Origin of the sequence: Allochromatium tepidum, from assembly GCF_018409545.1 — a bacterium.
In the GTDB taxonomy this organism is placed as follows: Bacteria; Pseudomonadota; Gammaproteobacteria; order Chromatiales; family Chromatiaceae; genus Thermochromatium; species Thermochromatium tepidum_A.
Window position 1 is genome coordinate 788,543 of record NZ_AP024563.1, and the last position, 20,343, is coordinate 808,885.

The following is a 20,343-nucleotide window of genomic DNA, read 5'->3' on the forward strand; positions in this document are numbered from 1 at the left end:
CGGTCAACACCGGCAACATGGGCCGTGGTCAGCCGTCGAAACCCAGCTTGCGCCATAAAAATTGCCTCGGCGTTCATCCTGAACAGAGAACAACCTTGCGATTCGACGTTGACCCCGACCATGGAGCGTGAAACCTTCACGCTTGTAGATAACCTATCTACAATGAAAAATTCTGATGAAAAATGAAGAAAAAATCAAGAATTGTTTTTTGCTCCAGTCCCGGACGGTTTGCCGTATGGATGATTCTCCTGGTATTGGCGCTGCCGCCGGCGCGTGCCGAGGCCCAAACTCTGTTCCCACCCGCCGAGTCCACGGCTCGATCGGGCAGCGACGAAAGTACCGGGATCGCGATCCCCAAGTCACTCGAACCCTGGGTTCCCTGGGTGCTGGAGCAGGGACCGAACGGACGCGACCGGCGCGCCTGTCCGCTGGACGCGCGCGGCGTGAACCGGCTCTGCGCCTGGCCGGGCCTGTTGCAGCTCGAACTGGACGCCGGGGGCGGCCGCTTCGAGCAGGTCTGGGAGCTGAAGGCCGAGGACTGGATCTCGCTGCCGGGCGACGTCGATCTCTGGCCGCAGGACGTGCGCGCCGATGACGTGCCACTGCCGGTCACGGCGCGCGACGGACGTCCGGCGGCCCAGCTACCCGCCGGCCGACATCGTCTGACCGGACGCTTCCAGTGGCGCGAGCGTCCCGAATCCCTCCCGCTGCCCCCCGAGACCGGACTCCTGACCCTGGCGCTCGATGGACGCGCACCGATCTCGCCGCGACTGGACCGGGACGCTCGGCTCTGGTTGCGCGATCCCGGCCAGACGCGCGCGGACGGGGAGGGCGATCATCTGCGGCTGGAGGTCTATCGACGTATCGATGACGACCTGCCGCTGCGCATCCTGACCCGGCTCGAACTGGAGGTGTCCGGGCGCGCCCGCGAGATCCGGCTCGGCCCGGTCCTGCTGCCCGACGGCATCCCCTCGAATGTCGTCAGTCCCCTGCCGACCCGTCTGGAGCCGGATGGCACGCTGCGCGTCCAGGTGCGTCCCGGACGCTGGGTGCTGGAGGTCGCGAGCCACCATCCGGGCGCTGTGACCCGACTGGCGCGACCGGCCGATCTCGCCGCACCCTGGCCCGCGCGTGAGGTCTGGGCCTTCGCCGCCCAGCCCGAACGCCGCCGCGTCGAGCTGTCGGGCCTGGAGAGGCTCGACCCGAGCCAGACCGGGCTTCCGGGCGATTGGGCGCGGCTACCGGTCTATGCGGCCGGCCCAGGTGCGGTGCTCACATTCACCGAGCAGGGACGCGGCGACACGGACCCCGAACCGGATCGACTGCGGCTCGCGCGCGAGATCTGGCTCGACTTCGACGGACAGGGCTATAGCGCGCGCGATCGTCTCGACGGCGATCTGACCCGAAGCCGGCGGCTGGAGGCCGCACCCGGTCTCGATCTGGGTCAGGCGCGGGTCGACGGCGAGCCGGTGCTCATCACCCGGCTCGATGCCGACGCACCGCCCGGTGTCGAGGTGCGGCGCGGTCGCCTGGATCTGGTCGCCGACAGCCGTCTCGACGCCAAATCCGACTGGATACCGGCCTCGGGCTGGTCGCTGGTGCTCGACGGCGCGACCAGTCGGCTGCATCTGCCGCCGGGCTGGGATCTGCTGGCCGTTTCCGGGGTCGACAATCGTCCCGACACCTGGCTGACGCGCTGGACGCTGCTCGATCTGTTCCTAGTGCTGATCCCGGCGCTCGGCGTCGGGCGTCTGTGGGGACTGGGCTGGGGTGCGCTGGCGCTCGTGACGCTGGCGCTCACCTGGCTCGAACCCGGTGCGCCGCGTCTGGTGTGGTTGCATCTGCTGGCCGCGGCTGCATTGTTGCGTCTGCTGCCCGATCAGGGCGAATCGCGCGGGCTGGCGCGCTGGCGCACCTTCGTGCTCTGGTATCGGCGGCTGGCGGTGCTCGCGCTACTGGCGATCGGTCTGCCCTTCCTGGTCTCCGAGGTCCGCGGCGGACTCTATCCGCAGCTCGCCCAGCCGTACTGGAGTTCGACCGGCGGCGTGGCGGGCGCCCGAGCACCGGCGCCGACCTTCGCCTTCGAGAAGACGCTGACGGAGTCGGACGCACTCTTGCCTCAAGCCGAACCGGAGCCGGCACGTCGTGAAGGCAAGGTCTACGCCCCCTCATCGCTGGCGCGCCCAGCCGCGCCGCCACCGCCCCTGGAACGGCTCGACCCCAAGGCCCTGGTCCAGACCGGGCCGGGCATCCCGGACTGGCAGTGGCGTCAGGTCGATCTGAGCTGGACCGGACCCGTCGGACCGAACGATGGGGCACGACTCTGGTGGCTGACGCCTGGCCGGCGTCTCGTGCTCGTATTCGTCGCCGGTCTGCTGCTGGTCGCGCTGGGACTGCGGCTATCGGATCTGAGTCTCTCGGGGGCGGATTTAAAACAGCGCTTGCAAAGTAAGTTTCGCGCCGGTGCTCCGCTGTCGCTGTTGGTGCCGGCTCTGATCCTGGGAGCGATGCTGACCCCACGTCCGACCCTGGCCGCCGACTTCCCGAGTCCGGCCCTCCTGGACGAACTGCGCACACGCCTGCTCGCGCCGCCCGAGTGTCTGCCCGAATGTCTGACGCTCGCCGGCCTCGTCCTGCGCGCCGAACCGGAGCGTTTGACCCTGGATCTGACCCTGGACGCGGCGACGGCGATGGCCGCCGAGATCCTCGATGCCCGCTCGGGCTGGTCGCCGAGTTCGGTGATTCTCGATGGCGTCGTGCTGGAACGCCTGCGCCGCGACGGCGATGGACGTCTGCTGATCCCGCTCGATCCGGGCCGGCATCGGTTGCAGTTGACCGGCGCGCTCGGCGCCGAGACGCGCATCGACCTGCCGCTGGCGCTCGATCCGCGCCGGGTCGAGGTCGTCGCGGCCGACGGCTGGCGGGTCGAGGGCATCCGTACCGATGGTCGGCCTGGACGCCAGATCCAACTGATCCGTCTGGCGAGCGCCGAGTCCGAGGGCGAGCGGCCACTGACCCAGGACGCCCTGCCGCCGCTGCTCCTGATCGAACGCCGGCTCGAATTCGGACTCGACTGGCGAGTCGAGACGCGGGTCAGTCGGCTCTCGGCGCCCGAGTTTCCCGCGCTGGTCCCAGTACCGCTGCTGCCGGGCGAGTCGGTCCAGACGGCGGCCCTCCAGGTCGAGGGCGGACAGGTCCGGGTCGCGCTCGCTCCGGGACAGACCGAGCTACGCTGGACCTCCAGCCTCAAACCCGTGGCCGAACTCGAATTGACGGCCGGCACGGATCCGCGTCTGACCGAATCCTGGTGGCTGGATCTCAGCCCGATCTGGCATCTGGACGGCATGGATCTGGCCCCGATCCATCATCGGGGCCAGGGCGAGCGCTGGCTGCCGCACTGGCGTCCGCTGCCCGGCGAGTCCCTGCGCCTACGGATCAGTCGTCCCGAGGGTGTGCCCGGTCCCACGTTGACGTTGGATCGCGTCGATGTCCAGGTCGAACCCGGACGGCGCGGCACGGACACGACCCTGACCCTGACGGCGCGGAGCACTCAGGGCGGCGTCTACAGGCTCCGGTTGCCCGAGGGCGCCGAGACCCGAACCCTGAGCATCGATGGCCGTACCCTTCCGCTGCCGAGCGGCCAGACGACATTGGTCGAGCTGCCGCTGGTGCCCGGCACTCAGGAGATGCTGGTCGGCTGGCGTCTGGAGTCACCGCTGACGGCGAGCTTCAGCCCGGCCGGCCCGGATCTGGGACAGACCGCAGTCAATCTCACCCAGCGGCTACGTCTGCCCGATGACCGCTGGGTGCTGTTCGCCTGGGGTCCGGGGATCGGGCCGGCGGTGCTGTTCTGGGGGCTGTTCGTGGTACTGGTCGGCGTGGCGCTGGTGCTCGGGCGGGTGCGTCTGACGCCGCTGCGCCGGTACGACTGGCTGCTGCTCGGTCTGGGGCTGGCACTGTCCGAGGTCTGGGTGGCGCTGCTGATCGGCGGCTGGCTGTTCGCGCTCGGCTGGCGCCGGCGTCTGAATACGGCCGGCGTGCTCTGGTGGCGCTTCAATCTGCTCCAGTTCGGGCTGGTGCTGCTCACGCTCCTGGCGCTGTCGGCCCTGATCGGCGCCGTCCGGCAGGGTCTGCTCGGCTATCCCGAGATGTGGATTCGCGGTCATGGCTCGAGTGCGACCCTGTTGAACTGGTATCAGGATCGCGGCGGTCCGCGTCTGCCCGAGGTCTGGGTGATCTCGGTGCCGCTGTGGGTCTATCGCGCGCTCATGCTCGCCTGGGCGCTGTGGCTGGCTGTGCGGCTACTCGACTGGCTGCGCTGGGGCTGGCAGGGCTTCGCGCATCCGAGTCCTTGGCTGGATCGCCCCAAGCCGGGGGCCGGGCCGGATCCCGAATCCGAACCTTTGCGGCTCGACGGCTATGGCCGGGGCGACGCGGCCGGGCGCGGATGATCCGGATCAAGGCGGCGCCTGTCGCCGCCTTGCAGAATCGCGTCCAGCCTTCGTCCATCCATTCATCCAGCGAGTCGATCCAACCATGGCATCCATCATCACCGACGCCTTCACCCATGATCATCATGCCTGCGACCACCTGCTGGCTGCCGCCGAGAAGAGCCTGAGCAGCGGCGACTGGGAGGTCATCGCTCAGGCGTCCGAGGCGCTGATCTCGGCCGTCAACCATCATTTCGACGTCGAGGAGCAGACGCTCTTCCCGCGTTTGGCGAGCATCTATCGGGTCGCGTCCAATCCGATCGAGGTCATGTGCTCCGAGCACGCCCAGATGCGCGCGCTACTCGGCGATCTGGGCGAGGCGGTGGCGCAGCGCGACCGCGACACCTGTCAGGGCGTGCTGGAGACCTTCCATTTCCTCACCCAGCAGCACAACTCCAAGGAAGAGATCGTGCTCTATCCCATGGCCGATGGCGCGCTGCGCGATCAGGCGACCGAGATCGCCGGGCTGGTGGCGCGTGAGTCCTGAGACCGGCGAGACATTCCAGCTCGACGTGCGCCGGCTCGAACCGCCCGAGCCGCTCGAACGCATCCTCGACACGCTCGCCGACATGCCCAGGGACGCGCGACTGCGGGTCGTGCATCGGCGCGAGCCGTTTCCGCTCTACGATCTGCTGCGCCGTCTGGGCTATCAGTGGCATACCGAGGGCGCGGACGAGTATTTCGAGATCCTCATCCGGTCCTGAAGCGGAGATCGCACCGTGCTCAATACCGCCGGACTCAGTCTGGATCAGGCCCCGCCGATCCGGGTGCCCTTCGCCTTCTTCCTGGCCGCGCCGTTCTTCGTCCTCCTGGCAGGCGTGCTGCTGCTGTGGCAGGGTGAGGCGGTCCTGCTGACGCGCTGGTCGCCGAGTGCCCTGGCGCTGACCCATCTGATCGCACTCGGTTTTCTGACCCAGGTGATGCTGGGCGCCTTGTTCCAGATGCTGCCGGTGCTGATCGGTGCGCGTGTGCCGGGGGCGACCTGGATCGCGTCGCTGGTGCAGGGGTGCCTGATCCTGGGGACGCTGGCGCTCGTGGCCGGACTTCAATGGGGCGGGACGGTCCGGCTCAGTTTGGGGGCGGGTGCGCTCGCGCTCGGGCTGACCCTGTTCATGGGTGCCGCCGGGGTCGCGCTCGCGCGTGGCAGGGGCGCACCGCGCACGCTCCAGGCGATGCGGCTGGCGCTCTTCGGACTGCTGATGACACTGCTGCTCGGCGTGTTGCTGGTGGCCGGTCTGCTCGGCGTGCCGATCGGCGGGTTGACCGCTTGGGTCGATCTGCATCTCGGTTGGGCGCTGCTCGGCTGGGTCGGGATGCTGATCCTGGGGGTCGGCTATCAGGTGGTGCCCATGTTCCATGTCACGCCGGCCTATCCGGCCTGGCTGGCGCGATCGGCGGCCTGGCTGATCCTGAGCGGCTTATTGATCGCGACCGCGTTCACGCTCATGGGTTGGAGTGGTGCGGCGGTCTGGGGATTCGGACCTGCGGTTGGAGTCCTGGCCGTTTTCGCCGTCGTGACCCTGGATCGACAGCGCCGGCGTGTGCGTCCGCGTATCGATGTCACGCTGCTGCACTGGTGGAGCGCCATGCTGAGCGCATTGCTGGCCGCACTGGTCTGGTTGTTCGGCGGACGACCGGAACTCATCGGCGTCCTGGTCCTGATCGGCGTCGGCCTCGGACTGCCGAGCGGGATGCTGTTCAAGATCATGCCCTTTCTGAGCTGGTTCCATCTCCAGCATCGGCAGGTCGCGGCACGGCGTTTCGACGTGCGGCTACCGCACATGCAGGCGTTCATCCCCGAGCGCTCGGCGCGCGTTCAGTTCGGGCTGCATCTGGGCGCGTTGTCGGCATTGACGTCGGCGGCCATCTGGCCGGACAAGACCTGGAGCGCCGGGCTGATGGCGCTCGGCGCGCTCATGCTGATGGGGGCCGCCGCGTTACTGAGCCGGCTCCAGTTCGACTGCTATGGACGCTATCTCGAAATCGGTCGACGCTTGTAGACCGCTTGCGAATCCGGCATCACAGCAATTTCACGAGTGCCGCGATCGCGGCGACTTGGGCGAACGTCAAGGGCACGAGCCATTTCAGCAGATCGATCTTGACGCGCGCAACTTCACCGCGCACACGTTCGATATCGAGCTTGAGTTCGGAACGGAGCTGTTCGATCTCCAGCTTGAGATCGGCCCGTAACTGCTCGATCTCTTTTTGCAGTCGCTGCTCGGTGATTCGCAGGTCGGCTCGCACCTGCTCGATCTCGAGTTTGAGATTCGCCTGTACCTGCTCGATCTCCTTTTGCAACCGCAGCTCGGATTCGCGCACATGCCCCTGTGTGGCCAGCTCGGGCAGATGCGGATAGCGATCCTCCAGCCGCTCGAACGCCTCGGCGATCACCCGCGCTCGGGTGCGATCGTCAGGGGCGGTGCTCAGGGCTTCATACAGTTCGACGACGGAACTCATGGGCATGATCTCCAAACCAGATCCTGTTGTGCCCTAGAGTACCCATCGATCGCCCCGGAGCCAAGCCACCCGGACGCGCTCAACTCTTGCGCTGAGTGAAACGCTTGAGCCGCTGCTTCTTGGCGATCTGACGCGCCGTGAGCGTGTTGCGCTTGCCCTGATAGGGATTGGAACCGCTCTTGAACTCCAGCCGCAGCGGAGTGCCGAGCAGATCGAGTTCCTTGCGGAAGCGGTTGATGAGATAGCGCTTGTAGGTCTCGGGGACCACGTCGGTCTGGTTGCCGTGGATGACGATGATCGGCGGATTGCGTCCGCCCTGGTGGGCATAGCGCAGCTTGATGCGCCGGCCCTTGACCAACGGCGGCTGATGCTCCATCACCGCCGCTTCCAGCAGCCGCGTCAGCTCGGGCGTCGACAGATCGCGGGTGGCATTGGCATAGGCCAGATCCACATCGTCGAGCAAATGGCCGACACCACTGCCGTACAGCGCCGAGACCCGGTGCAGCTTGGCGAAATCCAGAAACGCCAGCTTGCGCGCGAACTGATCGCGCACCCGATTGCGCGCATCCGGGTCCAGCCCGTCCCATTTGTTGATCGCCACCACCAGCGCCCGCCCGCTGTCGATGATGTGCCCGGCGAGCGTGGCGTCCTGCTCGCCGATGCCTTCGTGCGCATCGATCACCAGGATGATGACGTTGGCTTCCTCGATTGCTTGCAGGGTCTTGATGACGCTGAATTTCTCGATCGGGTCATGGACGCGCGCGCGGCGCCGCAGTCCGGCCGTGTCGATCAGGGTGTAACGCTGATCGTGGCCGGGACGCTCGAAGGGGATGAAGATACTGTCGCGCGTGGTGCCCGGACTGTCGAACGTGACCTGCCGTTCCTCGCCGAGCAAGCGGTTGATGAGCGTCGACTTGCCCGCATTCGGGCGCCCGACGACCGCGACCTTGATCCGGTCGTCCTCAGTCTCCGCCGCATCCTCATCCAGGCTTTCGGGCAGTTGCTCGAAGACATGGTCGATGAGTCCGCGGATGCCCAGGCCCTGGGTCGCGGACGCCGCCCAGGGGTCGCCCAGTCCGAGCCGATGGAAGTCGGTCACGGCCAGCGTTGGGTCCATGGTGTCGCTCTTGTTGACGACCAGGGTGATCGGCTTGCCGAGCCGGCGTAGCCGCCGGGCGATGTCGACGTCCTCGGGCGTGCAGCCGTCGCGGGTATCGACCATGAACAGCAGATGATCGGCCTCCTCGACGGCGCGCTGCACCTGTCGTTCCATCAGCGCTTCGATCCCCTCAGCGGCACTGCCGATGCCGCCGGTGTCGACGATGACATAGGGACGCGGTCCGATGCGACCGATGCCGTACTGGCGGTCGCGCGTCAGACCGGGAAAGTCGGCGACCAGGGCGTCCCGGGTGCGCGTGAGCCGGTTGAAGAGCGTCGATTTGCCGACGTTGGGGCGGCCGATCAGAGTGATGACGGGCAACATGCGGATCAGCGCTTCCCTTGAGCGGTGGTTTGATCGGATGGCGGCGTGCCGGATGAGGACTCGGCCGCCGGGGTCCGGGGTGCCGGCGGCGTCTTGGCGGCCGGCGCAGAGGGTAGGGTCGTCGTGGCCCCGAGCGTCAGTGCGGCGAGCGTGCCGTCGTCGGCATAGACATAGACCCGGTTGCCCGAGACCAGCGGACGGGCGGTGATCCCGGCCTTGGTCAGACGCATCCGCCCCACCAGTCGCCCATCACGCTTGTCGAGCAGATGCAGATAGCCCTCGAAGTCACCGACCAGCAGCCGCTCGCCGAGCAGCGCGGGCGCGGTGAGCCGGCGATAGCGCAGTTGATCCTGCTGCCAGCGCCCGGCCCCGTCGGCCATCGCGGCGCCCCAGACACGATCCTCGGAATCGGTCACATAGAGTCCGTCGGCGTCGGCGACCAGTCCGGCATGGGCCGAGAGTTCGCGCCGCCACAGCACCTCGCCCAGCTCGCGATCCACGGCGGCCAAGTCGCCATTGTAGGCCCCGACATAGACCGTCGAGCCGACCACGACCGGATCGGCATCGATATCGGCGATGCGCGCCAGTTCAGAGCGTCCGCTCGGACGGGTGACGATCACCTCCCACAGCGGCAGACCGTCCTTGGGATCGAGCTTGACCAGCTTGCCGCCGGAGAGTCCGACGATGATCCCGTTCTCGGTCAGGGCCGGGGTGCTGCTGCCGCGCAGGGTCAGAACCGGCGGCGGATAGTCGATGCGCCACTGGCTCTGGCCGGTTGCGGCGTCCAGGCCATGGAGACTGTCGTCGAGCGTATGGACGAAGACCCGGCCATCGGCCCCCAGACGCGGCACCGAGAGCACCTCGCTGCCGAGCTGGGTGCGCCAGAGTTCGCGCCCGTCCTGGGTCGAGAGCGCGACCAGTTCGCCCTGACTGGTGCCGAGCACCAGACGCTCACCGGCCACGTCCGGTCCGCCGCTGAAGGCCAGTCCCGTCTCGCGCTGCCAGAGTGTGCGACCCGAGTCGGCGGCGAGTGCCGCCACTCGACCCCGCGCATCGGCGACATAGAGCCGACCCTCGACGAGCGCAGGCACCAGATAGAGCTGCCGCCCCTCGGTGCCGCGCGTCGGGCGCGTCGACCAGAGTGTGTCGAACCGCGTCTCCTGCGCCAGGGGCGGCAGCGGCGAGGGCGGCGTCGGGTCTTTTTCCTTGCCGAACCAGGGGATACCGCCACAGCCGGCCAGCAGCATGGCCGGCACCAGAACCAGACTGAGCCGCAAGAGCGAAGATCCAGAGCAAAATCCAATCATGGCGGTATCCGGGCCGCCTAACCGGCGGCGGGCAGGTTGTCGAGCTTGAGTCGGATCAGTTGTGAGAGACTGCTGCCCGACTCGATCGCACGCTGATAGGCCGCGCGCGCCGCGTCCGGATCACCGCGCGCGGCGGCGATGTCGCCACGCACGGCGGCGAACTCACCGGCGAAGGCGGGACTGACGTCGTATTTGTCGAGCGTCCCGGCCGCCTCATCGAGCCGGTTCTCGGCGAACTGGAGGCGTGCCAGACGCAGGGCGGCCAGGCGCGCGATGGCCGGATCGGGCGCCGTGTCGATCGCGTTCCGGAGCATGGCCATGGCCTCGTCCGTCTGGCCGGCTTCATGGAGCGCCTTGGCCGCGACCAGGGCGCCGAGCGCCGGATAGGGCGTGGAGCCGAAATCGTCCTTGAGACTCTCGACCCGCTTGGTCACGGCCTCGGTCTGGCGGTCGGCGGCATCGAGCATCAATTGCTCGAAGGCCATGGACGCCTGGCCGGCCGCGCCCTCCTGGTAGCCGATCCACAACCTCCAGCCCCAGATGGCGCCCAGACCGATGGCCGCGCCGGCGATGACGGACAGACCATTCTCTTTCCACCAGGTCTTGATCGCCTCGACCTTTTCGTCGTCGGTTTCGTAGCTCACGACAGTCTCCGTCAATGTGTGGGTTCAAAGCGTCTCGGCGAGGAAGGAGGCCACATCCGCATGACGCAGCTCGCGCTGCTCGGACTCGCCGCGCAGATCCTTCACGCCGATGACGTCGCGTTCCAGTTCCTCGTCGCCCAGGATCAGGGCGAAGCGCGCCCCGCTCTTGTCGGCCTTCTTGAACTGGCTCTTGAAGCTGCCGCCGCCGCAGTTGGACTGTAGACGCAGACGGGGCAGGGCATCGCGCAGTCGTTCGGCCAGCGCGGGCGCGGCCGCTTCGGCGCGCTCGCCGACGGCGACCAGATAGGCGTCGAGGCGCCGCTCGGGGGCGAATCCGGACTGCTCCAGGATCTCGACCAGCCGCTCCAGCCCCATGGCGAAGCCGACCGCCGGGGTCGGTCGCCCGCCGAGCTGCTCGACCAGGCCATCATAGCGTCCGCCGGCGCAGACCGTCCCCTGAGCACCGAGATCCTCGGTGATCCATTCGAAGACGGTGCGATTGTAATAATCCAGTCCGCGCACCAGGCGCGGATTGATCTGATAGGTGATACCGGCGGCATCGAGTCCGGCGCACAGACGCGCGAAGTGGGCGCGCGTCTCCTCGCCCAGGACGTCCATGAGACTGGGTGCGTCGGTCAGCAGGCGCTGGGTCTCGGGATGCTTGGAATCCAGGATGCGCAGCGGATTGGTGCTCAGCCGTCGCCGGCTGTCGGCGTCGAGCCGGTCGGCGCGCGCCTGGAGATAGGCGACCAGCCGCTCGCGATAGACCCGACGCTCGGCGCCGTCACCCAGGGTGTTGATCTCCAGCCGGAAGCCGTCGAGTCCCAGACGCCGCCACAACCGCGCCGTGAGCAGGATGACCTCGACGTCGATGTCGGGACCGGCCAGCCCGAAGGCCTCCACGCCGATCTGATGGAACTGCCGATAGCGTCCGCGCTGCGGGCGCTCGTAGCGGAACATCGGCCCCTGGTACCAGAGCCGCTGCGGCTGCACCAGCAGGCCGTGCTCGATGGCGGCGCGCACGCAGCTCGCCGTCCCCTCGGGACGCAGACTGAGACTGTCGCCATGACGGTCGGCGAAGCTGTACATCTCCTTCTCGACGATATCGGTCACTTCGCCGATGGAGCGTTTGAACAGCTCCGTCACCTCGACCAGCGGGGTGCGGATCTCGCTGTAGCCATAGCCGGCCAGCACCTCGCGCGCGGCCTCCTCGATACGGTGCCAGATGGCGATGCGCTCCGGCAGGATGTCGTTCATCCCACGGATGGCTTGGATGTATTTGCTCATGAGTGCGGGCGGGAGTCGGAGCGGCCGATGCCGGCCGACGGAATCATTCGAAGGAGTTCGGGTCGAGCGAGAAACGCGCGACATTGCCCTGGGCGCGGCGCTTGAGGTCGTAGGGCCGACCGCCGATCGTCAACCGGGTCGCGGCGGCGTTGCCGATGACGAACTTATAGGGCGGCTCGCCGTCGAGTACGCGCCGATCGCCCGAGCGCATCTCGCCATTGAGCACCACGCGGCCGTTGGCGCCGCGCACGTCGACCCAGGAAGTGCCGGTGAATTCGAGCACGACCTCGGTGGATGTCGTCTCGGGGGCGGGGGCTTCCGCCTCTGCCTCTTCCGCGCTTTGTGCCTCCTGTTCGGCGTTGGATTCGGCCGGAGTGCCGGTCGTAGTCGTTACACCGGCCAGCGTGTTGGCGGCAACCAGGGTTTCAGCCGGTGCCGCCGTAGCGGGTGCCGCCGGCTCGGGTCGAGTGGTGTTCGTGCCGGCGAGCGCCCGAGCCTCCGTGGGTCTGAGCGGAATGCTCTCGGGAGGCGCGGAAATCGCCGGTTCAGGTTCGGATTGGGGTGAGGCGGCCGTCGTGCTGCTCGCCGCCCCACCGGGCGAACCCGGCGTCTTCGTCGGCGCGGCGATCACGCTCGCCGAATCCTCGGTCTTCGATGGCGCGAGCCTGTCCTGCGGCAACCCGGAATCGGTCTGACCACGCAGCCAGAGCGTACCCATTCCGGCCGCCACGCCGATCAGCAGGATGCCGATCACCCAAATCCAGCGTCCGGAGCCGCTCGTCGACTCGACCGCGCCATTGGCGGCCTGCCCAAAACTGATCTCGTGAACCGGAACCCTGTCGCGATAGGCCGCGATGATGGGTGTCGGGTCGGCTCCCAGCAACCGGGCGTAATTCTTGAGGTAGCCGACGACGAACACGGGGGCGGGCAGGCGCTCATAGTGGTCGCCCTCGAGTGATTCCACCACATGGCGCTGGAGATGGAGTTGCGCTGCAACCCGCTCGATATCGAGCTTGCGGGACTCACGCAGCGCCCGCAGTCGGCGACCTGGGGTATCGTTTGTCTCCGGCGTGTTGGGATCGCCTGACGGCATGGTATTGATCGATGGGCTCATAGCGTGATCAGGAGTTGTTTTCTAGTGTATGGTGTCGCTCGACTGGGCAATTCGCACCGCAATCCGACTGGCTTCGAATGCGGTTGGCATGATCGGGCCGGTCTCGTCGCAACCATCCGGGTCTAGGGAGAGCGACCCGCTGGGGTGTTGGGGAAACTTTTGTGCAGCACGTCCTGGTAGAAGGCGGCGCGCTTGCGGTTTCCGAGTGCGCGCTCGGCCTCGATGCCGACCTGCAGGGCGATACGCGAGGCGGCGGGTGTGCGCACCGTTTCCGGTTTGAAATAACGGTCGATGTAGTCCTTGGCGGCCTTGGCGTCGCCGCGCCTCATGGCCAGCTCTCCCAGGCTGGCCAGCGGTGCGCCGAAGCCGGCGTTCGACTGAATGGCCGCACGGTAATGGGTCTCGGCCTTGGTCGTGTCGCCCGCCTCGACGGCGCAGTTGCCGGCATTGGTCAGGGCGATCCAGGGCGTGGCGTAGACGGGATTCTTCGCCGCCTTGACGAACTGGGCATCGGCCTCGGCATAACGGCGCTGATTGCACAGGAAGGAGCCGTAGGCGTTGAGGACGTCGGGATTGTTGGGCGCGATTTTGACGGCGCGTTCGTAGTGCTTGGCCGCCTCGTCGGTCTGCTGCAACTGTTCGAGCAGGAAGGCCAGCCAGACGTGCGCCGGTGCATACTTGTCATCGGTCTTGACGGCCTGTTGAGCACGGCGCAGGGCGACCTCGGTCTGCCCGAGCCTGTGGTATTCCTTGGCCAGATCGACATAGAGCTTGGCCGGACTGTCATCCGGGGTCAGCCCCAGCGCCTCGTCGCCCGTCTTCAGGGTCGACTTGCCGCCACAGGCCAGCAGTGTCAGGCAGAGGCCGAGCACCAGCGGCAGGCGTAGAGCGAATCCGTGCATCGTCATCGCAGACCCACCCGTGTGTCCGCCTCGACCCGGACGCGCCCGAGCCGTCCGGTGCGATCCCGGACGCGCCCGACCAGCTGTCCGCAGGCGGCGGCGATCTCATCGCCGCGGGTCTTGCGCGTCATGGCGAAGATCCCCGAGCGGGTCAGACGCTCGCGGAAGGTCTCGACCCGCTCCGGCGGCGAGGTGCCGAAATCGCTGCCGGTGAAGGGATTGAAGGGAATCAGATTGACCTTGGACGGCACCCCTTCGAGCAGCCGGATGAGTTGCTTGGCGTGGGTCGGGCTGTCGTTGATGCCGTCGAGCATCACGTATTCCCAGGTGATCTTGCGCCGCTTGTCGCCGGCGACATAGTGCTTGCAGGCCGGGATCAGCTCGGCGAGCGGATACTTGCGGTTGATCGGCACCAGTTGGTCGCGCAGTGCGTCGTTCGGCGCATGCAGCGAGACGGCCAGCGAGACGTCGCTGACTTCGCGCAGCCGGTAGATGTTGGGCACGATGCCCGAGGTGCTCAGGGTCACGCGCTGCTTGGCCAGCATGTAGGCCAGATCGTCCTGCATGACGTCCATGGCCTTGACCGCCGCCTCGAAGTTGGCCAGCGGCTCGCCCATGCCCATCATGACCACGTTGGTCGGTGCGGCGCCGAGCCGGCGCGCGGCATGCCAGACCTGACCGATGATCTCGGCGACGCTCAGGTTGCGGTTGAAGCCCTGGCGCGCGGTGGCGCAGAAGGCGCATTCGAGCGCACAGCCGACCTGCGAGGACACGCAGATGGTGCTGCGCTTGCCCTCGGGAATGAACACGGTCTCGACCCGCTGCCCGTCGTCCAGCGCCATCACCCACTTGACGGTGCCGTCGGCGGAGGGATGGGTCTGGAGGATGCGCGGTAGCCGGATCTCGACCGTATTGAGCAGGACGGTGCGCAGGCTCTTGGGCAGATCGGTCATGGCGTCGAAGTCGACGACGCCATGCTTGTGCATCCACTTGAAGAGATTGCGGCCATGGAACGCCTTGAAGCCGAGCGCCGTCACCAGCGACTCGCAACCGGCGAGGTCGAGGTCGAGCGGATTGGGCCTGGATTGGGTGGCGCTCATGGCGATCCTGATCGTCTTCGATCAGCGGGTGCGGGGGCAGACGCCCTCGGGGAAGAAGAAGGCGATCTCGACGGCCGCGTTCTCGGGCGAATCCGAACCGTGCACGGCGTTCTCGGTGAAGGAGTCGGCGAAGTCGGCGCGGATGGTGCCGGGCGCGGCCTGGGCCGGGTTGGTGGCGCCCATGATCTCGCGGTTCTTGGCCACAGCGTCCTCGCCCTCCAGCACCTGGACCATCACCGGACCGGAGATCATGAAGTCGACCAGTTCGTCGAAGAAGGGCTTGCCCTGATGGATGGCATAGAAGGCGCTGGCCTGCTCGCGGCTCATGTGCAGCATGCGCGCGGCGACGATCTTGAGTCCGGCGGCCTCGAAGCGGCCGAGGATGGCGCCGATGGCGTCCTTGGCGACGGCGTTCGGCTTGATGATGGAAAGGGTGCGCTCAATAGCCATGCGGGCTCCTAACGAAATGGGGCGTTTGATAATGGGAGTTTAGAGTCGGAATGCGACGCGGATTGGAACGCTGTCGGGAGGCGGCTGGTCCGGTCCGAACGCGGACTGTCCGACGGATTCCAGCGACGTCTGTGTCAGGTCGATCCCTAAGTCTAATGGTAGCGGCGTGGTCGGGCAATGGCGCAATGGTTTGGATCGCGGCCCGAGTGTTGTAGAGTCGCTCTGGTTCGCGCGCGTCGCCTGACGATGGCGGGACGTTTCTACACGATTCGATAGAGATTTGAATGAGCCGATACGACGTTTTCAATGGCGATGCCGACGGGTTGTGCGCCCTGCATCAATTGCGGCTGATCGAGCCGCTCGACACCCGGCTCGTGACCGGGCCCAAGCGCGAGATCGATCTGCTCGGGCGTGTTCCCGTGGATCAGGCCGAGTCTGTGACTGTGCTCGACATCTCGATGGAGAAGAATGGCGCGGCCCTACGTTCTCTGCTGGAGGCCGGCGTCCGTGTAGCCTATTTCGATCATCATTTTCCCGGTGAGATCCCGGCGCATCCGGGGTTGAGTGCGCATCTGGACATGCGGCCCGAGGTCTGCACCAGTCTGCTGGTCGATGCCTATCTCGACGGGCGGGCGCGGGCCTGGGCCGTGGTCGGCGCCTTCGGCGACAATCTCGAGCGCTCGGCACGGCAGGCGGCCGAGTCGCTGGGTCTGGACGCGCCCGAGGTCGAGCGCCTGCGCGAGCTGGGGATCTGTCTCAATTACAATGGTTACGGCCCCAGTATCGAGGATCTGCACTTTGCACCGGATGCGCTCTATCGGCGTCTCCAGCCCTACGCCGATCCGTTCGACTTCATCAACGAAGAGGAGGCCTTCGCGCACCTGCGCGACGGCTATGCCGACGACATGGCGCGCGCTCGTGCCCTGACGCCCGAGTACGAGGACGCCCGGCATCGTCTCGTCATCCTGCCGGCCGAGCCCTGGGCGCGGCGCGCGAGCGGGGTCTATGCCAATGAACTGGCTCAGGCGGCGCCCGAAAAGGCGCACGCCATCCTCACGCGCCTGAGCACGGGCGGCTTTCTGGTCAGTGTCCGCGCTCCGGTGGCCCATCCTCAGGGCGCCGACCAGATCTGCCGCCGCTTCCCGACCGGGGGCGGGCGCACGGGCGCGGCCGGCATCAACCATCTGCCCGAGACCGATTACGACGCCTTCGTGGAGGCGTTCCGCGCGGCCTTCGTCCGAACGCCCGTCGTCAGCGGGCGTTGGCATTCACGCTTCGCCATCACTGGAAAGCCCGTATGACGACGGGGTATGATTTCAGACTTTTATCCGGCCGGGACTGCTCATGCTCGACATCAATCCGATCGCCCATCAAATCGCCGACCTGAAGGGACGTGTCGAGTCCCTCAGGGGGTATCTTTGACTATGCCGAACGCAAGGATCGGCTGACCGAGGTTCTGCGCGAACTGGAGGATCCGACCATCTGGAACGATCCGAGCCGCGCCCAGGCGCTGGGGCGCGAGCGCGCCGCGCTGGAAGCCGTGGTGCTCACAATCGACGAGCTGACCGGCGCGCTCGCCGACGCCGACGATCTGCTCGCGCTCGCCGCCGAGGAATCCGACGAAGCGACGCTCGAATCGCTGGTCGCCGATCTCAAGAGCCACGAGGCGCGTGTGTCGGAGCTGGAGTTCCGGCGCATGTTCTCCGGCGAGATGGACGCCTGCAACGCCTTCGTCGACATCCAGGCCGGCTCGGGCGGCACCGAGGCGCAGGACTGGGCCGAGATGCTGCTGCGCATGTATCTGCGCTGGGGCGAGCGGCGCGGCTTCAAGACCGAGTTGTTGGAGGTCTCGGCGGGCGAAGTGGCGGGCATCAAGTCGGCCACCGTCAAGTTCGAGGGTGATTACGCCTTCGGCTGGCTGCGCACCGAGATCGGCGTGCACCGTCTGGTGCGCAAGTCGCCCTTCGATTCGGGCAACCGGCGTCATACGTCCTTCTCGTCGGTGTTCGTCTCGCCCGAGGTCGACGACTCGGTCGAGATCGAGATCAACCCGGCCGACCTGCGCATCGACGTCTATCGCGCCAGCGGCGCCGGCGGTCAGCACGTCAACCGGACCGAGTCGGCGGTGCGTATCACGCACAACCCGACCGGCATCGTGGTCCAGTGTCAGAACGACCGTTCGCAGCACAAGAACAAGGATCAGGCGATGAAGCAGCTCAAGTCCAAGCTCTACGAGCTTGAGATGCAGAAGCGCCGCGCCAGCCGGCAGGCGCTGGAAGAGACCAAGTCCGACATCGGCTGGGGCAGCCAGATCCGGTCCTATGTGCTCGACCAGTCGCGCATCAAGGATCTGCGCACCGGGGTGGAGATCACCAACACCCAGGGCGTGCTCGACGGCAATCTCGACCCCTTCATCGAGGCCAGCCTCAAGAGCGGGCTTTGAACCGCTGTCCGTTTCAGCCAGTGCGATCAGCCGGCCGCCGACCCAGGCCGCCGGCTGATCGCCGGATCACCTGGAGACTCCCAATCCGATGAGCGACGCGCCATCAACCGCCACCGAGGCACTCAACGAGAACAAACTGATCGCCCAGCGGCGCGAGAAGCTGGCACGTCTGCGTGAGCGCGGCAACGCGTTCCCGAACGATTTCCGGCGCGATGCGCTGGCGGGCGACCTGCTGGCTCAGTATGAGGCGCTGGAGGCCGAGGAGCTGGAAGCGCGCGCGGTGCGAGTCAAGCTGGCCGGCCGACTGATGACCAGGCGCGTCATGGGCAAAGCGAGCTTTGCGCACATCCAGGATATGTCGGCGCGGATGCAGGTCTTCGTCCAGCGCGATCAGGTCGGCGAGGAGACCTACGACCACTTCAAGCGCGAACTGGATCTCGGCGACATCATCGGCGTCGAGGGTCAGGTGTTCAAGACCAAGACCGGCGAGCTGTCGGTGCGCTGCGATTCGCTGCGTCTGCTGACCAAGGCCCTGCGTCCGCTGCCCGAGAAGTTCCACGGCCTGACCGACATGGAGAGCCGCTATCGCCAGCGCTATCTGGATCTGATCATGAACACGGGTACGCGCGACACCTTCCGCGTGCGTACCGCGATCGTGCAGTTCATCCGCGACTATCTCAACGGTCGCGGCTATCTGGAAGTCGAGACGCCGATGATGCAGGTGATTCCGGGCGGCGCGGTGGCGCGACCCTTCATCACCCATCACAACGCGCTCGACATGCAGCTCTTCCTGCGCATCGCGCCTGAATTGTTCCTCAAGCGGCTGGTGGTCGGCGGCTTCGAGAAGGTCTACGAGATCAATCGCAATTTCCGCAACGAAGGCCTCTCGACCCGGCACAACCCCGAGTTCACCATGCTGGAGTTCTACGAGGCCTATGCCGACTATCACGATCTGATGGATCTGACCGAGGACATGCTTCGCCGGATGGCGACCGAGGTTCTGGGCACCACCCAGATCCAGTATCAGGGCGCGACCTATGATTTCGGTCGGCCCTTTGCGCGGCTGAGCGTGCGTGACGCGATCCTCCGGTTCAATCCCGATCTGACGGCGGCGGACGTCGACGACTTGGATCGCCTGCGTGCGGTGGTCGAGCGTCATGGCGTCGTGCCGAAGCCGACCTGGGGTCTGGGCAAGCTGCAAGTCGAACTCTTCGAGCAGACGGTCGAGTGCCGGCTGATGGATCCGACCTTCATCACCCGCTATCCGACCGAGGTCTCACCGCTGGCGCGGCGCAATGACGAAGACCCGAGCGTCACCGACCGCTTCGAGCTGTTCGTCGGCGGGCGCGAGATCGCCAACGGCTTTTCGGAACTGAACGACGCCGAGGACCAAGCCGAGCGCTTTCGTGCCCAGGTGGCCGAAAAGGAGGCCGGCGACCAGGAGGCCATGTACTATGACGCCGACTATGTCCGCGCCCTGGAGCACGGTCTGCCGCCGACGGCGGGCGAGGGCATCGGCATCGACCGACTGGTGATGCTCTTCACCGACTCGCCCTCGATCCGCGACGTGCTGCTGTTCCCGCACATGCGCCCGGAGTCGGTCTAGGCCGGAAACCCATAGGGCGGCTCGCGCAAGCTGAGCACCGGCCCATCGACCCCGAGCCGGATGTCGCAACCGCTGTCGACGGCGGCGATCTCGGTGACGACCAGCAGGGCGTGGCGCCGGTCGCCGATCGGGCAGGCATCGACCACCCAGCCTTCCGTCTGTTGTGAGGCGCTGGAGGCGGCAGAGAGTTCATCGCCCGGTTCGGGCGGAACGTCGCGCTCGACTTCGGCCAGATACATGCGCCGCTTGAGCTTGCCGAGGAACTGCATGCGTGCGACGACCTCCTGTCCGGTATAGCAGCCCTTGTTGAAGCTCACGCCGTCGATGAGTTGCAGATTGAGCATCTGGGGCACGAAGGTCTCGACCGTCCGGTCATAGACGTTCGGCAGACCGGCCTGGATGTCGAGCCGGGTCCAGTCGGCAGCGTTGGCGGGCGCGGCCTGGGGCGCGAGCGCCTCCCAGAGTGTGCGCAGCGGCTCGAATGGACCGAGCAGTTCGAAGCGTGGTGTAGGGCCGGGAATCCGGATCACGGCGATCTCGTCGGACTGGGCCAGTCCATTGGCCGGCGCCGGAGCCGGCAGTCCCTGAGCCGCGAGTAGCTCCGCCGCCGTCTCGCCCGCCAGCCCGATGCGGACCAGCTCGTCACCGGCATCGCTCAACGTGACCTTGGCGCGCAGGATGAAGCGGCTCAGGCGCTGGATGCTCTCGGCCACCCGCTCGCCTGGAGTCTGGAGATAGATGGTCTCGCCCAGACGCAGGACGCGAAACAGCGTCAAAATACGCCCCTTCTGGCTGCAATGCGCGCTGAGCTGGGTATGACCGGCCGACAGCTCGCGAATGTCGTTCGTGAGCTGTCCCTGCAGAAAGCTCGCTGCGTCCGCACCGCGCGCCGCGATCAGCCCGAGATGCGAGAGATCGAACAGCCGGCAGTCTGCGGGCGTCGCCGGTTCCGGGAACTGGACGCGCCCCAGGGCGTCGACGGACGCCGTACCGGCGGTCAGGAAGTCTCGCCATTGATTCATCATGATATGGACCTCGAAAATAGACATCTAAGCCGCGT

Annotated in this window: 17 protein-coding genes; 7 read left to right on the top strand and 10 right to left on the bottom strand. The window is 66.8% G+C overall.

From position 1 onward, the window contains the following. Positions 1-239 precede the first annotated feature (239 nt). The 4 genes from Atep_RS03725 to Atep_RS03740 all read left to right on the top strand — a co-directional run bounded on the left by Atep_RS03725 (position 240) and on the right by Atep_RS03740 (position 6,490). Positions 240-4,451: a hypothetical protein gene (locus tag Atep_RS03725; RefSeq protein WP_236786444.1), complete on the top strand. Its 4,212-nt coding sequence runs from the start codon at positions 240-242 to the stop codon at positions 4,449-4,451. A gap of 85 nt (positions 4,452-4,536) precedes the next feature. Further along, positions 4,537-4,977 carry a hemerythrin domain-containing protein gene (locus Atep_RS03730; protein ID WP_213380333.1) on the top strand — a complete coding sequence of 147 codons (441 nt, stop codon included), beginning with the start codon at positions 4,537-4,539 and terminating at the stop codon, positions 4,975-4,977. Further along, positions 4,967-5,194 (top strand): DUF2249 domain-containing protein, encoded by a 228-nt coding sequence (locus Atep_RS03735; protein WP_213380334.1) that lies wholly within the window; start codon positions 4,967-4,969, stop codon positions 5,192-5,194. The genes Atep_RS03730 and Atep_RS03735 overlap by 11 nt, the downstream gene beginning before the upstream one ends. A gap of 15 nt (positions 5,195-5,209) precedes the next feature. Further along, positions 5,210-6,490 (top strand): hypothetical protein, encoded by a 1,281-nt coding sequence (locus Atep_RS03740; RefSeq protein ID WP_213380335.1) that lies wholly within the window; start codon positions 5,210-5,212, stop codon positions 6,488-6,490. Between the two features lie 19 nt (positions 6,491-6,509). On the opposite strand, the gene Atep_RS03745 is transcribed toward Atep_RS03740, so the two are convergent. The 9 genes from Atep_RS03745 to ndk form a co-directional block, all read right to left on the bottom strand. Then, a complete protein-coding gene (locus Atep_RS03745; protein WP_213380336.1) occupies positions 6,510-6,947 on the bottom strand; it encodes a coiled-coil domain-containing protein in 438 nt (145 codons plus the stop codon). Positions 6,948-7,026: 79 nt separating this feature from the next. Beyond that, positions 7,027-8,430 carry a ribosome biogenesis GTPase Der gene (der, locus tag Atep_RS03750; RefSeq protein ID WP_213380337.1) on the bottom strand — a complete coding sequence of 468 codons (1,404 nt, stop codon included), beginning with the start codon at positions 8,428-8,430 and terminating at the stop codon, positions 7,027-7,029. Between the two features lie 5 nt (positions 8,431-8,435). Continuing rightward, a complete protein-coding gene (bamB, locus tag Atep_RS03755) occupies positions 8,436-9,737 on the bottom strand; it encodes an outer membrane protein assembly factor BamB (protein ID WP_213380338.1) in 1,302 nt (433 codons plus the stop codon). Between the two features lie 17 nt (positions 9,738-9,754). Beyond that, the gene (locus Atep_RS03760) at positions 9,755-10,381 is read right to left on the bottom strand and encodes a YfgM family protein (protein WP_213380339.1); all 627 of its coding nucleotides are present in this window, start codon (positions 10,379-10,381) and stop codon (positions 9,755-9,757) included. Positions 10,382-10,405: 24 nt separating this feature from the next. Further along, positions 10,406-11,668 carry a histidine--tRNA ligase gene (gene hisS / locus Atep_RS03765; protein ID WP_213380340.1) on the bottom strand — a complete coding sequence of 421 codons (1,263 nt, stop codon included), beginning with the start codon at positions 11,666-11,668 and terminating at the stop codon, positions 10,406-10,408. A 43-nt stretch (positions 11,669-11,711) separates the two neighbouring features. After that, the gene (locus Atep_RS03770) at positions 11,712-12,782 is read right to left on the bottom strand and encodes a RodZ domain-containing protein (protein ID WP_213380341.1); all 1,071 of its coding nucleotides are present in this window, start codon (positions 12,780-12,782) and stop codon (positions 11,712-11,714) included. 122 nt (positions 12,783-12,904) lie between these two features. Then, entirely contained in the window at positions 12,905-13,690 is a 786-nt protein-coding gene (pilW, locus tag Atep_RS03775) for a type IV pilus biogenesis/stability protein PilW (RefSeq protein WP_213380342.1), read from the bottom strand. Next, positions 13,687-14,784 (bottom strand): dual-specificity RNA methyltransferase RlmN, encoded by a 1,098-nt coding sequence (rlmN, locus tag Atep_RS03780; protein WP_213380343.1) that lies wholly within the window; start codon positions 14,782-14,784, stop codon positions 13,687-13,689. The genes pilW and rlmN overlap by 4 nt, the downstream gene beginning before the upstream one ends. 21 nt (positions 14,785-14,805) lie before the next feature. Next, a complete protein-coding gene (ndk, locus tag Atep_RS03785; RefSeq protein ID WP_213380344.1) occupies positions 14,806-15,234 on the bottom strand; it encodes a nucleoside-diphosphate kinase in 429 nt (142 codons plus the stop codon). 284 nt (positions 15,235-15,518) lie between these two features. On the opposite strand from ndk, the gene Atep_RS03790 reads away from it, so the two are divergent. From Atep_RS03790 to lysS, 3 genes are all read left to right on the top strand, one after another. After that, positions 15,519-16,535 carry an acetyltransferase gene (locus tag Atep_RS03790; RefSeq protein ID WP_236786446.1) on the top strand — a complete coding sequence of 339 codons (1,017 nt, stop codon included), beginning with the start codon at positions 15,519-15,521 and terminating at the stop codon, positions 16,533-16,535. Positions 16,536-16,578: 43 nt separating this feature from the next. Continuing rightward, a protein-coding gene (prfB, locus tag Atep_RS03795) for a peptide chain release factor 2 (RefSeq protein WP_213380345.1) occupies positions 16,579-17,677 on the top strand; the annotation gives its coding sequence in 2 pieces (ribosomal slippage) (positions 16,579-16,653 and positions 16,655-17,677; 1,098 coding nt in all). A gap of 88 nt (positions 17,678-17,765) precedes the next feature. Next, positions 17,766-19,283 carry a lysine--tRNA ligase gene (gene lysS, locus Atep_RS03800; RefSeq protein WP_213380346.1) on the top strand — a complete coding sequence of 506 codons (1,518 nt, stop codon included), beginning with the start codon at positions 17,766-17,768 and terminating at the stop codon, positions 19,281-19,283. Here lysS and ygfZ read toward each other — a convergent pair. Next, positions 19,280-20,332, bottom strand: coding sequence for a CAF17-like 4Fe-4S cluster assembly/insertion protein YgfZ (gene ygfZ, locus Atep_RS03805; RefSeq protein ID WP_336511377.1), 1,053 nt, complete (start codon positions 20,330-20,332; stop codon positions 19,280-19,282). The genes lysS and ygfZ overlap by 4 nt on opposite strands. Positions 20,333-20,343: the final 11 nt, after the last annotated feature.

Coding starts and splice junctions, on each gene's coding strand:
- der (WP_213380337.1), bottom strand. CDS start 8,430: ATGTTGCCCGTCATCACTCTGATCGGCCGCCCCAACGTCGGCAAATCG.
- hisS (WP_213380340.1), bottom strand. CDS start 11,668: ATGAGCAAATACATCCAAGCCATCCGTGGGATGAACGACATCCTGCCG.
- lysS (WP_213380346.1), top strand. CDS start 17,766: ATGAGCGACGCGCCATCAACCGCCACCGAGGCACTCAACGAGAACAAA.
- bamB (WP_213380338.1), bottom strand. CDS start 9,737: ATGATTGGATTTTGCTCTGGATCTTCGCTCTTGCGGCTCAGTCTGGTT.
- rlmN (WP_213380343.1), bottom strand. CDS start 14,784: ATGAGCGCCACCCAATCCAGGCCCAATCCGCTCGACCTCGACCTCGCC.
- Atep_RS03790 (WP_236786446.1), top strand. CDS start 15,519: ATGAGCCGATACGACGTTTTCAATGGCGATGCCGACGGGTTGTGCGCC.
- Atep_RS03770 (WP_213380341.1), bottom strand. CDS start 12,782: ATGAGCCCATCGATCAATACCATGCCGTCAGGCGATCCCAACACGCCG.
- ndk (WP_213380344.1), bottom strand. CDS start 15,234: ATGGCTATTGAGCGCACCCTTTCCATCATCAAGCCGAACGCCGTCGCC.
- Atep_RS03725 (WP_236786444.1), top strand. CDS start 240: ATGATTCTCCTGGTATTGGCGCTGCCGCCGGCGCGTGCCGAGGCCCAA.
- ygfZ (WP_336511377.1), bottom strand. CDS start 20,332: ATGTCTATTTTCGAGGTCCATATCATGATGAATCAATGGCGAGACTTC.
- pilW (WP_213380342.1), bottom strand. CDS start 13,690: ATGACGATGCACGGATTCGCTCTACGCCTGCCGCTGGTGCTCGGCCTC.
- Atep_RS03730 (WP_213380333.1), top strand. CDS start 4,537: ATGGCATCCATCATCACCGACGCCTTCACCCATGATCATCATGCCTGC.
- Atep_RS03745 (WP_213380336.1), bottom strand. CDS start 6,947: ATGAGTTCCGTCGTCGAACTGTATGAAGCCCTGAGCACCGCCCCTGAC.